At 62.0% G+C, this 14,114-nt stretch carries 14 protein-coding genes; all 14 read right to left on the bottom strand.

Annotation, left to right across the window (positions count from 1 at the left end; genetic code table 11):
* Positions 1 to 122: 122 nt before the first annotated feature.
* On the bottom strand, positions 123 to 608 hold the full coding sequence (locus BAD_RS02615; protein ID WP_011742946.1) for an S-ribosylhomocysteine lyase: 486 nt from the start codon (positions 606 to 608) through the stop codon (positions 123 to 125).
* 94 nt (positions 609 to 702) lie between these two features.
* A complete protein-coding gene (gene recQ / locus BAD_RS02610; protein WP_041777487.1) occupies positions 703 to 2,658 on the bottom strand; it encodes a DNA helicase RecQ in 1,956 nt (651 codons plus the stop codon).
* A 105-nt stretch (positions 2,659 to 2,763) separates the two neighbouring features.
* On the bottom strand, positions 2,764 to 3,945 hold the full coding sequence (locus BAD_RS02605) for a cystathionine gamma-synthase (RefSeq protein WP_113736368.1): 1,182 nt from the start codon (positions 3,943 to 3,945) through the stop codon (positions 2,764 to 2,766).
* 102 nt (positions 3,946 to 4,047) lie between these two features.
* Complete coding sequence (locus BAD_RS02600) at positions 4,048 to 5,058, bottom strand: pyridoxal-phosphate dependent enzyme (RefSeq protein ID WP_021913663.1); 1,011 nt, start codon at positions 5,056 to 5,058, stop codon at positions 4,048 to 4,050.
* A gap of 366 nt (positions 5,059 to 5,424) precedes the next feature.
* Positions 5,425 to 6,372, bottom strand: a complete 948-nt coding sequence (locus tag BAD_RS02595) for a hypothetical protein (RefSeq protein ID WP_011742942.1) — start codon at positions 6,370 to 6,372, stop codon at positions 5,425 to 5,427.
* Positions 6,369 to 7,238, bottom strand: coding sequence for an ATP-binding cassette domain-containing protein (locus BAD_RS02590; RefSeq protein ID WP_021913662.1), 870 nt, complete (start codon positions 7,236 to 7,238; stop codon positions 6,369 to 6,371). Before BAD_RS02590 ends, BAD_RS02595 begins: the two co-directional genes overlap by 4 nt.
* Positions 7,235 to 7,600, bottom strand: coding sequence for a GntR family transcriptional regulator (locus tag BAD_RS02585; RefSeq protein WP_021913661.1), 366 nt, complete (start codon positions 7,598 to 7,600; stop codon positions 7,235 to 7,237). Before BAD_RS02585 ends, BAD_RS02590 begins: the two co-directional genes overlap by 4 nt.
* A 116-nt stretch (positions 7,601 to 7,716) precedes the next feature.
* Positions 7,717 to 8,865: a hypothetical protein gene (locus BAD_RS02580; RefSeq protein ID WP_011742940.1), complete on the bottom strand. Its 1,149-nt coding sequence runs from the start codon at positions 8,863 to 8,865 to the stop codon at positions 7,717 to 7,719.
* On the bottom strand, positions 8,862 to 9,527 hold the full coding sequence (locus tag BAD_RS02575; RefSeq protein ID WP_011742939.1) for an ABC transporter ATP-binding protein: 666 nt from the start codon (positions 9,525 to 9,527) through the stop codon (positions 8,862 to 8,864). The genes BAD_RS02580 and BAD_RS02575 overlap by 4 nt, the downstream gene beginning before the upstream one ends.
* Complete coding sequence (locus BAD_RS02570) at positions 9,524 to 10,582, bottom strand: hypothetical protein (RefSeq protein WP_070105419.1); 1,059 nt, start codon at positions 10,580 to 10,582, stop codon at positions 9,524 to 9,526. The genes BAD_RS02575 and BAD_RS02570 overlap by 4 nt, the downstream gene beginning before the upstream one ends.
* A gap of 107 nt (positions 10,583 to 10,689) precedes the next feature.
* Positions 10,690 to 11,370 (bottom strand): hypothetical protein, encoded by a 681-nt coding sequence (locus tag BAD_RS02565; RefSeq protein WP_143245376.1) that lies wholly within the window; start codon positions 11,368 to 11,370, stop codon positions 10,690 to 10,692.
* A gap of 272 nt (positions 11,371 to 11,642) precedes the next feature.
* Complete coding sequence (locus BAD_RS02560; RefSeq protein ID WP_041777266.1) at positions 11,643 to 12,419, bottom strand: ATP-binding cassette domain-containing protein; 777 nt, start codon at positions 12,417 to 12,419, stop codon at positions 11,643 to 11,645.
* Complete coding sequence (locus tag BAD_RS02555; RefSeq protein WP_011742935.1) at positions 12,412 to 13,242, bottom strand: ABC transporter ATP-binding protein; 831 nt, start codon at positions 13,240 to 13,242, stop codon at positions 12,412 to 12,414. The genes BAD_RS02560 and BAD_RS02555 overlap by 8 nt, the downstream gene beginning before the upstream one ends.
* Positions 13,239 to 14,096 carry an ABC transporter permease gene (locus tag BAD_RS02550; RefSeq protein WP_011742934.1) on the bottom strand — a complete coding sequence of 286 codons (858 nt, stop codon included), beginning with the start codon at positions 14,094 to 14,096 and terminating at the stop codon, positions 13,239 to 13,241. The genes BAD_RS02555 and BAD_RS02550 overlap by 4 nt, the downstream gene beginning before the upstream one ends.
* Positions 14,097 to 14,114 lie beyond the last annotated feature (18 nt).

Raw genomic sequence — 14,114 nt, 5'->3', positions numbered from 1 at the left:
ACGACGGAACCGACGTTCGGAAGTGGTTTCGCTCAACCCTTTCACCTCAATTCGACTGTGTACCTCTCTCAAGCATTCCAGCCGTCCAAACTACCACGCCCACCGCACAGGCATGGTAACGCTCACACAAGGCGGCGTTCGAACGGGTCGGAGCTGATGCCCTTGGCGAGGATGTCCTTGCACCATTCCTTGGCGGTGAACAGGCTGTGGTCGCGGTAGTTGCCGCAACTTTCGATGGTGGTTGCCGGCACGTCGTCCCATGTGGCCTCGTAGGCGATGAATTCCAACGATTCCTTCAATGCGCGAGCCACATCCTCGGTGGAATGCTCGCCCCACGTCAGCAGGTGGAAGCCTGTGCGGCACCCGAACGGCGAGCAGTCGATGTAACCGGGGATGCGTTCGCGCAGCAGCACCGCGATGGTGTGTTCGATGGTGTGCAGCCCGCCGGTCGGAATGGCGTTCTCGTTCGGCTGCACCAATCGCAGGTCGTAGTTCGAGATCACGTCGCCGTGGAGGCCGGTTTCCGTATCGATGTAGCGCACATACGGCGCCTTTACTTTGGTGTGGTCCAATTGGAAGCTTTCCACCACCGGCTTGTCTTCCGCCATGTTCTGTCCTTTCGTTGTTGTGTTCACATTCCACTATTCACGGTTCGCGGGCTCAACGTCAACCGTCGTGCCATGCGTGTCGGTTATGGCCGGTTCAAGCCTCGTCGCCGGAATCCTCCCGAATCGCGGCCAGGAACCGTTCGCCGTACTGTTTGAGCTTGCTTTCCCCCACACCGTTGACGGCAAGGAACTGGTCGTCAGTAATCGGCTTGACCCGTACCATGTCACGCAACGTCTTGTCGGAGAACACGATGTACGGCGGTTTGCCAAGTTCGCGCGCGATGTCCAGTCGCAGCGCACGCAGCTTCTGGAATAGCGCCTCGTCGCCGTCATCCGGCACGTACGATCCGACAGCGGGAGTGGACACGTCGGGCGTTCGACGCGCACGGGCGTCAGCACGTTTGATCTTCTTGATGTCGTAATGGAATTCGGGTGCGACCGTTTCCGCCGCACGGGGTCCGAAGCCGACGATCGGCAGGCGTCCTTCCGCGATCGTCAGGAAGCCGTCGGTGGCCATCTGGCTCAGCACGTCGCGGATGCGCGCTTCCGGCACTTCGTCGAGCATGCCGAACGACGGCAGGCTTTCGGGGTTGAGATAGCTTAGATCCTGTGCCTTCGAGCCGCGCAGCACCTTGACGATTTTGCCGCTGCCGACATGCTGGTTCACATCGTGCACGCAACGGCTGATGGCTCGGGCGATGTCGGTGACGTCGATGGTTTCGAATGTGTGCTCGCAGTTGGCGCAACCGCCCACGCATTTGCCGTCCGTTTTCGCCGCCGCGCCCGCGGTTTCGCCGAAATACCGGGTCATGTACGCGTGCAGGCAGTCCGTGGTACGGCAGTAGCCGACCATCGCGTCGAGCAGCCGGCGTTTCGACGCGCGTACGGCCTCCTGCTCTTCGGGAGTCAATCGTTCGTTTTCGTAATCCGAATCGAGCAGCCGGCGGCGGGTGACGATGTCCGATTCGTTCCACAACAGCGTGCAGCGGCTTGGTTCGCCGTCTCGTCCGGCGCGACCCGCCTCCTGGTAGTACGCTTCGATGGATTCGGGCATGTTGTGGTGGATGACGAACCGCACGTTGGATTTGTCGATGCCCATGCCGAACGCGTTGGTGGCCACGACCACGGGCACACGGTCGGTGACGAAATCGCGTTGCGCCTTCTCTCGTGCGTCGGCGCTCATACCGCCATGGTAGGCGACGGCGATGGTGCCGATATCCGACACATCCGCACCCCCTGCGGCACGCAATTCGGCGACGGCGCTGTTAAGCGATTCGGCGAGCGCTTCCGTTTCCTTGCGCGTGGCGCAGTAGACGATGCCGGATTCGTCCGGATGGCTGGCGATGTAGGACGCCACCCAGGATGCTTTGTCTTTGCGTGGCATGCTGATGACGTCGAAATACAGGTTCGGCCGGTCGAAACCGGTGACGGTGATGGACGGTGTGTGCAGGCCCAGAATCGAAACGATGTCGCGGCGCACGCGTTCGGTGGCGGTGGCGGTGAACGCGGCGACCGTTGGACGTGTGGGCAGTCCGGCGATGAATTCGCCGATGCCAAGATATGAGGAACGGAAGTCCTGCCCCCATTGGGAGACGCAGTGCGCTTCGTCGACGGCGACGAGCGAGATCGGCACACGGACGGCGAAGTTGCGGAATCGTTCGGTTTCCAAACGTTCCGGCGCCACGTACAGCAGTTTGATCTGGCCGGAGAGCGCCTGCGCGAAGACGAGATCCTGTTCGTCCGGCGTCTGAGTGGTGTTGATGAACGCGGCCGGAAGGCCCACGTCGTTCAGGGCGTCGACCTGGTCGCGCATGAGTGAGATCAGCGGCGAGATGACGATGGCGACGCCCGGCAGGATCGCTGCGGGAATCTGATAGCAGATGGATTTGCCGGCGCCGGTGGGCATGACGCCAAGCACGTCGTGTCCGGTGAGGATGGCCGAGACGATGCCGGATTGTCCAGGACGGAACGAATCGTAGCCGAAATAGCGGTTCAGCGCCTCCAATGCGCGGGGGTCTACGGAATCGGCGGAATCAACAGCTTGCGTCATGGTTTCCAAGTGTAGCAATGCCGTGCGTTGACCGCGGAGAGCGAAACGGCCGGCGCGGGTCTTGCCCATGCCGGCCGTTTCATGCTTCTATCGGAAATAGGGAATTCAGATCTGGCGGAACGCCTGCTCCAGGTCAGCGATCAGATCGTCCGCGTCCTCAAGGCCGACGGACAGGCGGATCAGGTTGGCGGGCACTTCGAGCGTGGTGCCGGCCACGGAGGCGTGGGTCATGGCGCCCGGATGCTCGATCAGGGATTCCACGCCGCCCAGGGATTCGGCCAGGGTGAACACTTCGGTGGCTCCGGCGAACTTCTTGGCCGCTTCGAAACCGGCGGCGATCTGGATGGAGATCATGCCGCCGAAACCGCCGTGCATCTGGCGTGCCGCGATGTCGTGGCCCGGGTGGGATTCGAGCCCCGGATACCATACGCGTTCCACTTCGGGGCGGGTTTCGAGCCACTGGGCCACTTTCATGGCGTTGCGGCTGTGCTGCTTGACGCGCAGGTCGAGGGTTTTGAGGCCTCGGATGTCAAGCCAGGAGTCGAACGGGGAGGGCACCGCGCCGGCCGCGTTCTGCAGGAAGGCCACCGCGTCGCGTGTTTCCTTGTCGTTCAGGACCACCGCGCCGCCGACCACGTCAGAGTGGCCGCCGATGTACTTGGTGGTGGAGTAGACGACCACGTCGGCGCCGTCTGCGAGCGGATGCTGCAATACCGGGGATGCGAAGGTGTTGTCCACGACCACTTTGGTGCCGTGCGCGTGCGCCACGGCCGCGGTGGCGGCGATGTCGGTGATGTTGAGCAGCGGGTTGGACGGGGTTTCCACCCAGATGTACGCGTACTGCTTCTTGGCGAGCGCGGCTGAGACGGCGGCCGTGTCGGTGATGTCCACCACGTCGAGGCCGATGCCCCACGGCACGAACACCTTGGACAGCAGACGGTAGGTGCCGCCGTACACGTCGTTGCCGAGCAGGATGTTGTCGCCGGGCTTCAGGGTGGAGCGCAGCAGCACGTCGATGGCGGCAAGTCCGGAGGAGAAGCTTAACGCGTATTTCGCGCCTTCCACGGCGGCGAGCTGCTCGTCGAAGCTGTTGCGGGTCGGGTTGATGGAACGGCTGTAGTCGTAGCCGTTGCGCAGGCCGCCGACGCCGTCCTGCTTGAAGGTGGAGGTCATGTAGATGGGGGTGACCACGGCTCCGGTGGTCGGGTCGGGTTCCTGGCCTGCGTGGATGGCGCGGGTGGCGAGAGCGGTGGCGTTGAGGGCTTCGGTGTTGGTCGAGATGGTCATGATGGGAACTCCTTGGAAGTAGCGGATGGTTTGGGTCGTTCGGATGATGGGCATTGGTTTCAAAGGTGCGATCGGGCTGCCGGACAGTCGTTTGACGGTCTTTTACAGGTACTGTTCGGCGAGGCTGGGCTTGGTGGTGCGTTCCACGACGTCGGCGAATCCGTTGGCTCGCATCCAGTCGTCGTTGAAGATCTTCTCCATATAGCTGCGGCCGGAATCGGGCATCAGCACCACGACGAGCTGGTTTTCGTCGAGGTCGTGCTCGCGGGCGTATTTCAGCGCGGAGAACACGGCCATGCCGGATGAGCCGCCGACGAGCAGTCCTTCCTCGTTGGCGAGGCGTCGGGTCATTTCGAAGGCTTCCGCGTCGGTGACCTGCACTATCTCGTCGGGAAGGCTCCGGTCGAAGGCCTTCGGGTAGAAGTCCTCGCCGACGCCTTCGATCTGGTATTGGTGCACGTCGTTCGGGTCGGAGTAGATGGAGCCTTCCGGATCGGCGCCGATGACCTGCACCGCGCCGTTGGACACGTCCTTCAGATAGTGTCCGGTGCCGGAGATGGTGCCGCCGGTGCCGATGCCCGCCACGAAATGCGTGACCTTGTGGTCGGTGGCCTCCCAGATTTCCGGACCAGTGGTGTGATAGTGGCTTTCGGGACCGTTCGGATTGTCGTACTGGTTGGGACGGTAGCCGCCGGGAATCGCCTTGGCGAGGCGGTCTGCCACCTGGTAGTAGGAGCGCGGATCGTCCGGACCGGCGTCGGTGGGGGTTACGACCACTTCGGCGCCGTATGCGCGCAGCACCGCACGCTTGGCTTCGGAAACCTTGTCCGGCAGGGTGAAGATCGCACGGTATCCGCGCTGCAAAGCCACGAGCGCGAGTCCGACACCGGTGTTGCCGGAGGTCGGTTCCACGATCACGCCGCCGGGCTTCAGTTCGCCGCTGCGTTCGGCCGCGTCGATGATGCGTTCGGCGATGCGGTCCTTGGACGAGCCACCCGGGTTCAGGTATTCGACCTTCACCGCGATGGTGGCTTTGATGCCGTCAGTCACGTGGTTGAGTTTGACGAGCGGGGTGTTGCCGATGAGTTCGGACAGGGAATTGTGGATGGTCATGACGTTTCCTTTGCACGGTGCGGTTCGTGGGCTTTTCGAATGGTTTTGGTTTCGTATGTTCGAGAAGCTCGCGTCCGTCGCGTGCAGTTGTTGAAACGGGACCTGTTGCGATGCTGCCTTGCTCATTCGCGTGCGTCGCGTGCGCCAACCTCGGCTGATGCGCTATTTCGAATGATCGTTTGGCGATTCGCATACGGCCTGCGATATGCGCGACCGCTTGTTGGAATGTCCTATCTCAAGTTATGCGTCGATGAACCACGCGCCCCTCGGGCGGTTGGTCAGCGACAGCAACAACATGAGAAATTGAACATGGCTCATACGATAGCACGGACGTGGACATCGGCGTGTTGCCCATGCCGAGCATCGTCACCACCATACCGGCAGCAACTGCGGAACACGCACCTCACGACGCCGGATCAACAGCCAGCACAACAAGTTGCCGAAGATCATCACACCTACGAAAAGCACCATCATCGGCCAGAACGTGTAGGCCTGATCGTATACGAGACGCTCGTTGGACGTTCCGTACATCGCCGCGGACGCCGCTTGCCCCTCACGCCACATCAGACACCAGCGTCCCCGCAGTGCCTCGAGCAGTTTCCATATCATCGGATTGACATCGGTGGCGGTTCTGTTCAACAGCCATGGACGCGCGACCCATGCTATGCATGCCGACACCGCCAGGGCGATTGCCCCGTACCGATTGACCTGCGCCAGCAGTTCCCCGACGCATTGACCCAGAATCGCCACCGAGGCGGTCAACAGGAACAGCGCCAGGAACAGCAGCATCGGATTGGCCGTATCGCCTCGCACGCCTGTTCTCATGGCCGCGTATGAACCGCCCAGATCACGGTTCAGGAATCGCAATCGTCCGAATGAATCGGATGGTGGCACACAAGCCAGCCACTGCAGGTCACTGCCGACACGGAACGTGATGAGGATATCGGCATCATGGTTCGGCGTCAGCACGAACCCCAACGTCATGACCACCGAGCAGGCAAGGGAGAAGCAAAGATTGGCGAACATCTCGGTCCAGAAATACACGGCCCGGCCCACGCCCATGGATATCAGGGAACGAAAGCCACTGACAGCCGGAACCGCCGTCAGAACCGCGCACATCACCAACGTCGGGCCAAGCACATGGTATTCCACCACATAATGACCTCCGGATACCAAGGCCAAAATCAGACCCCACAGCCACGGCACGCAATAACCGGCCAACACGTACGCCATCAACACGACGCAACGCGCGGCAAGCTGCCTTGTCAGCGCGAACCGCATCCCGGCCGACAAGCCTTTCACTTCATCCATCATGACGCATACCCCTTGTCCATGCCGGTAATCTGGATGACATACTCATTGAGATCGAAAGACCTCATGACAACGTCCTCCGGCATCGGTGCAGATGGCACGCCACGCACGCCGACAGTCAGCAGACCACCGAGAACGGTTTCCGACAGCGTACGCAAACCATTGTCGGCCAAGTACCGCCGCACCGATCCGACCGGCCCCGACAGCATCCGCCCACGTTGTGCCAACTCGTTCATGTCGAAGGATTCCAGCACCCGCCCATGGTCGAGGACCACGGCATGTTCGACCAGTCCCTCCACCTCCGTTATGAGATGGGTGGATATGATCATGGTGCGAGGTCTGTCGCCATACGACTCAATCACGAAGCGGTAACACAGGTCACGGGCCGCAGCGTCAAGACCATCAGTCGCTTCATCAAGCAACACGATATCGGTCGGCGCGCAAAGCGCGGCAACCAGCTTCGCCGCGCCACGCTGACCGGTGGACAGTCTCATGAAACGAGCATCAGGCCGCAGCCCGAAAGCCTGCATCATACGCCCCGCCAACACATCATCGAATCCGCCGTATCGCCGCGAGATCAGACGGAACACCGATCGCAGACGCCATTCGACAGGATATGGCCAAGTCTCGTCCATCAGCATGAGACGTTCCCACATGCCGCCGCCATCCGTCATACGGTTGCCGTCGAACGACACACTGCCGGCATCGGCCACGAGTCGGTTCGCGATGATGTTCAGCAATGTGCTTTTGCCGGCACCATTGCGCCCGAACAGACCATGTATCGCACCGCTCCGTAATTCCAGATTCACTCCGTTGAGCAGGGACGTTCCATGACGGCTCTTGCTCAGATCGCTGATGACCAGACTCATCGATAGGTCCTTCCGATGATGCGCTGTAGTTGTTCGCAGCTGATGCCAAGCGCCTTTGCCTGCGCGACGAGTTCGACGACCCGCGTGGTGAGCAGTTCCTCGCGTTTGGCGTCACGAGCCTTCTCCCGTGCTCCCGTGGTGACGAACATGCCAAGGCCGCGTCTTTTCTCCAGCAGACCCTGATCGACCAGGAGATTCATGCCTTTGAGCACCGTGGCGGGATTAATCGCATACGTGGACGAGATCTCGGTGGTGCTGGGCACCTGTTCGCCTTCCGCGAAGGCACCGGAGACGATAGCTTCGCTGATTTGTTCGGCCACCTGCCGGAACAATGGCGTCGTTCCCGAAAAATCGAATCGCATCCGACGCCTCCAGCCGCCTAGTCGGTTCAATATCAACGTCATCCACTCTAACCGTTGGTCTGCCGCGATGCGGCAACGAACAGCCGGCGAAGCATCTCTCAAGGACACGGCACACGTCATGCGCGTGCCTTGAAATAGGCGAACAACTGCCGTTCACGGATCGTCATACCCCCAACCGCAGTCCCGGCAAGCATCCCGACCGACATGGCGCCCGGAACACGGCATAGCATCGCGACAACCGGCATCGCGTCACCGGATCCGGTCAATATGAGCGGCACAATCGCGACAACCGGCAGACATGCCACGCAAGACGCCGCCACCGTGGCCAGCGTCTCCAAAGACAGCTGCAGCAGCATCGCGGTTTTCGGATACCCCGCATGCAACGCGCTCGCTATCTCGATTCTGCGCATGCAAACCGATGCGAACCCCAACGCCATTGCGATGACGAACATCAACAGTGGCGCATACCGGGTGATGCGGGCATCGAAATCCGCCGGGCCAGGCATATGCGACCCCAGCATAGTATTGATCCGGCTGATTTTCGCATGCGGCGTTTCGTTGCTTCCACTCGTCCCGGCAGAGGTGGAGCTCGCAGCGGCGCCGACACCGGATTCGGCATCGGCGCGAATGGAGACACGCAGCAGGCTTTCGATACCGTCGGGAACCGGCCACGCACGGACCAGACAGGTGTCATAGGCCTTGGTATCGTTGCCGGGCGAGATAATCGCATAGCCGTATGTTGGTTGCCTTCCGTCGCTTGGCCAATCGAACGTCGCGGAAACACGCATGCGTGCGCCACCGACGAGCGGCAGCACCGTGCCGGCATGCGCGCCATACGTGCGCGCCACAGCCGTCGACATGATCACACCGGAATTGTCCTTCCGTATCCCTGTCGCCGCGAATACCTGCGCGACATGTGCGCTTGCCTCGTATGTCGGAATCTCGGTCGCGGGCAATGACGCGATGCGCACGCGGTCGGACGACTGCCGGAGGGCGGCGGCGCCCAACACTCCGTTCGCGGAACGCAGCCCTTCGCAGGCCGCGCCGTCGATTCCTCCCTGCAAAGTGATCGCATAGGTGGAGGCACCTGATTCCTTCCATTTCCAGGCGTCGCCGATCAACCCCGTCATCTGCGTCAGGTCTGCGCACATGCATGCGACCGCGCATATCGACAGCAGCAGCGAGATAAGCGCGCATCGGCTCGTACCAGTGGCGACGTTGCGCCAAGTCTCACGCAGCACCGCTTTCAACCGCATCGATTTCATTGGTAATCCTCCAAATCGATGACATCGGTGGCGGCGTCGCGCGTGCGATGATCATGCGTGGCGACCACCACGATCATGCCCTGTCTTGACAACGCGCCCAGTCGCGCATTCACCGTATCCGCCGTATGTACATCGAGTTGCGCGGTCGGCTCATCGACCAGCAGCAGATCGGCGCCCGACGCCACGCCACGCGCCAGCATGAGCCGTTGAGCCTCTCCTCCGGACAGCTCCCGGTATTCGCTGGACGCGCGCTCCGCCAGACCGAACTGGGCAAGCAGCTCGCGCGCGCATGCCTCCGCCTGCGGCACATCCAACCCCCGCGCAAGATAAGGCAGAGTCACATGGTCGATCACGTTTCGGCGCGCCACTCCGATGGGATTTTGGAACACCCAGCTGGTTTTCCCGATGTTCAGCCGCTGAATGGATCCTTCCGACGGCTTCACCCATCCCGCCAATATGGACAACAATGTGCTTTTGCCCGAACCGGAAGGCCCCACCAGCGCGTACACGCGATCGGGCCGCAGGTCAGCATTTAACGAACGGAACAGCCAAGTGTCTCCAGTGAATGTGTGACCGACATCGCGCAACGTCACCAGTTTTCCCGGCGTCCGCTCATCATCCCCCTTCATCAGAGGACCCGTGGAATCAACGGGATCACTCATCGGCATGGTTTGCCTCCTTGCGGATTCGTGCGCACTTTGCCCAATGCCGCGCCGGAATCGACCGTGGCCATTGAGCGCCCCAAACGGGAGCCGATCACGGTGACCGCGACGGGCTTGCCATCGGACACCACGCAGGCCTGTTCATCATGTTGCGCGTAGAAAGCGGTGGGTGGCAGCGACCATACATCGATTGGAGTTTTTAGACGCCATTGCAGGGTGAAGGTCACATCCGACGCGCCATCCGACGCGCTCTCGGAGGACTCAGCTGTGCCGGACGCCTGCCGATAGGCGTCGCTGCCCAGCAATGCAGCCAGCGTCGACGAGTCGGTGATTGCCGTCGTTTGTTGCGGCATGTCGACCATTCGACCGTCCACGTCAAGCACCCGATCTCCTGCGACCACCTCGTCCTGCGGCATGGTCACGGATACCGATTGCGATTGCGAATCGGTGGTCAACAGTTCGGATTTCACGTCGATTGATGCGCCGATGCCGGCAACGCAGGAACGGATCGTCACGGATTGCCCATCCAACCACACGTAAGCGTCTTTGGCTAGCGTCCACCCGTTGTCCTTGACCAGCCGTGCCGCGCCGACGGTATCGGCGAGCGCATTGTATGCGAGAATCGTGTCCCAGGTCATCGCATCGCCGTCGGGGGCCGCATATCCAAGCCGTCGCAGCTCGGCGTTCAGCGCCGCCACGTCGCGGCCTCGCATACCGGACTGCAGGTCGCGGAACGGCGGAACGGCGGTATGCAACGACAGCAGCGGCACTTCATCCACTGCGATGAAGCTTGTTCCGGAATCGATGGTTTGTCCGGGCGCGCAACCATAGGCGGTGATGGTGCCCGATTTGGGCGAGGCCACGGTGCGCCCCGTTCCGGTATGGACCGTGACGGTGACGTCTCGGGCATCATCGAACCGGCTTTTCGCCGCAGTGATCGAGCCGGAGGCCGTTGAGGATCGCAACGATTGGGGTATGGCCGGTCGGACCAGCAGGAATCCGCATCCGACGCCTGCCGCCAATGCGATGACCACCAACAGCGCGACGACCGACATGGCCAATGGCTGACGTCGTCGCGTCGCCGGCCACCGCTTTCCATCCGCATCCGTCCGTCGGTTCCGAACATGCGACCATGCTCTGACGGGTGTTTTGCCGCCCGCCATCACAATGCCCCACATTGTTCGATGATGGCCGCTTTGCGTTTGTCGTAGGCGGGATTGTCCTTGAGGGCGTATTTGCCGATCAGGTCATCGAAGCTCGTTCCGCCGGATTCGCCCATCGTCGCCAGCTCGTCGTAGGCGTCGGCGGTCACGGAGTCGTCCACGATGCCGTGTTTTTTCAGGCAGGCCAGTGTCTTGTCGTTCTGCTGGCGCGCGAGTTGGTCGTTATCGACGTTCTCGGGATTCTCCTTGAGGCTCAGATACAGGTCGACGATGTTCTTGTATTGGGTCTCATTCTGGCAGGCTTCGTCAGCGGCATTGGTGGCGGCAATCTCATCTTCGCTCAAGTTGCGCTTGTCAAGCGCGTCGTCTCCGTAGGACGGGCCGATCGACCCACCGGGGTATCGCGCCTCGCCGGCGTCCACTGTGATGCCTTTCGAGGTCAGGCATTGCGCGTAGCTGGAACCGAGCTGGACCAACTCCTCTTCCGTGATTTTGCCGTCCTCGAGAATCTGGGCGGCTTCAGTGCTACCGGAGTTCTTGATTTTTGCGATTTCGTCCCGATACGACGCGTCCGCGGCGTTGGCGTCCGCATCGCCGCTGATGGCGGACGCCTGGCCCCGTGACGACTGCTCTTGCTTCCGATCTCCTGCCGTGCCGCACGCGCCCAACGATATGCTCAAAGCAAGAACCGTCAGTATTGTCACGATTCGCCGTGGCCGTTGCATCCCGTGGCTTTGATATGTTCCATGCGTCATCGCAGTCCCCCGATCATGAACATCCGGTCATGCCGGACCATCCATCCTGTTGGTTACATGGTTAGTTACATAACTAACTAACCATGTAACCAACAATATCGACCGACACGCAATCGGTCAAATCGTTATAGAAAAGAGACGCACCACGAATATGCGAGACGGTATGGCGCGCACGAATGAGGCATGCGGAGCGACACCTACAGCGAGGCGGCCTGCACCAATCGCTTGGTGTACTCGTCCTGCGGATGGCCCAGCACCTGGTCCGTCGGGCCGACTTCGACCGCGCGCCCGTCGTGCAGGACCAGAATGCGGTCCGCGATGTGCTGCACCACGCCCAGATCGTGGGACACCATGATGATCGCCATATCGGGCTGCGATTCGCGAATCGCGACGAACGCGTCGAGGATCCGGACCCTTGCAGCCACGTCGATGGCGCTCATCGGCTCGTCGGCGAGCAACATCTTCGGCTTGTCCACGATGGCGCGGGCGATCGCGGCGCGCTGCGCCTGCCCTCCGGACAGGTCGACAGGGAAACGGTTGACGAACGTTCCCGGATCGAGGCTCACCATTTCCAGCACTTCGGTCACACGTTCCGCGACGCGTTCCCGTGGCCAATCCGGATGATGCATTCGCAATGGCTCGCCTATGGATCGGCCGATGCGCCATCGCGGATCCAACGAATCGAACGGGCTTTGGAACACCAATCCGGACTGCAGGCGCAGACTGTGCGCCACGTCGCCACGGACCGGCTCGCCGCAGTATTCGACGCTGCCGCCGTCCGCGGATTCGAGCCCCAGCAGCACGCGGGTCAGCGTGGTCTTGCCCGACCCGGAGCCGCCGATCACGGCGAGGCACTCCCCCGCCCGTACATCCGCATCCACACCGAACAGCACCTGACGGCGGTCATGTTTCGCGCCATACCATTTGTCGAGGCCGCGGCCGCGCAGCACCATTCCTTCGTTCACGTCAGTCATGGTCCACCTCCTTTTGCGCGGGATTCCGCACGGATTCCCGCCCGGCATCCTGCCCTGCGTGCAACGACAACGCGCGGGCCGACCGGACCAGCCTGTGTCCCGCGTCGGTGCGCGGTTGGTCCAGAAGCGCGTCCGTATCGCCGGATTCCGCGATCCGCCCGCATTCAAGCACATAACAGCGTGTGGTGGCCCTGTTCAGCACCGCGAAATCGTGCGTGATGAACAGCATCGACGCGCCCGACTCGTCCACCAGCGACGTGAGCAGGTCCACGATCTGCCGTTGCGTGATCGAATCCAACGCGGTGGTCGGCTCGTCGGCGATGATCAGCCGCGGCGAAGTGACAAGCGCCGTGGCGATGCCGACACGCTGCCGTTGGCCGCCCGACAGTTCATGCGGGTATTTCACCAGCACGTCCTCGCCGAGGCCGACCTTGGCAAGCACCGCTGTGACGCGTTCCGACCGTTCGGCGAGCGACAGATCGTAATGCAGGTACAGCGGAAGACCGACCTGCTGCGCCACGGTCATCACCGGATTCAACGCGGCGGACGGATTCTGGAACACCATGCCCACGTACCGTCCGCGCAGGTCGGCGACCGCTGCGTCCGACGCGCCGACAATCTGCGTACCACCCAATTCGACGCTGCCCGTCACCTGTGCGGTAGCCGGCAGCAGGCCCATCATGGCGCGGGCGATCATCGATTTGCCGGAACCGGACGAGCCGACCAAGCCGACACGTTCGCCGTCGGCGATGTCCAAATCGACATCATCGACGATCGGCTTGCCGTTGATGGCGATGTTCAGATGACGTATGACGGCGCTCATGCGGCCTCCCTCAACGCGGGATTGGTTAGCGGATCGAGCGCGTCGCGCAACGCGTCGCCGAACAGGTTCAACGCGACCACCACCATCGTGACGACCAAGCCGGGCCATAGGACGGCCATGGGATAGATGCTGATGAATTTCACGGACGTGGACAGCGAATGCCCCCAACTGGGCACGCCGGCTCCGACGCCGACGCCCAGATACGTGAGTCCCGCCTCCGCCAGCAGCGAGGTGCCGGCGCTCATGGACAACTGCACGCACAATACCGGCAGCGTGTTCGGCACGATATGCGTGAAGAACACGCGGACGGAGCTTGCCCCCGACCATAATGCCGATTCGACGTATGCCGAACGTGCGGCGAGCAGTGCGGAGGGCCGTAGGATGCGTGCCAGGTTCAGCCCGTACGCGCAACCGCAGGCGGCGATGACCACCGCGGCGGACGCGCCGAACGGCACGGAAAGAATCAATGCGATAAGCACCGTCGGAATGGAGATCAGCGCGTCGGCCACCACCACCGATGTGGACGCGAGCGCACCGGAACGCGATACCATGGCTGCCACCAACAGCAGTCCGATCGCGGCCGCGACGACGACGGTGAGCACGGCGATCATGAGATTCGTGCGGGAGCCGGCCATCAGCCAGCTCAGCACATCCGCTCCGGTACCATCGGTGCCCAACGGATGCGCGGCGGATGGCGAGGCCCACGCGTTGAAACCGTCGGTGTCGAGCAGCGAATACGGCGTCCAGACCAAGGACACCGCAGCGGTCAGCAGCCATAGTCCGATGACGATCGTCGCGTATCTGCCGCTCGCCTTGGCCCAGATGGACGAGACGACCGCACCCGTCGTGCTCATAGTAGCTTCCGCTGGCGT

Origin of the sequence: Bifidobacterium adolescentis ATCC 15703 (assembly GCF_000010425.1) — a bacterium.
Classification (GTDB): domain Bacteria; phylum Actinomycetota; class Actinomycetes; order Actinomycetales; family Bifidobacteriaceae; genus Bifidobacterium; species Bifidobacterium adolescentis.
Note: the sequence above shows the minus strand (reverse complement) of the source record. Positions and strands in the feature narration are given on the sequence as shown.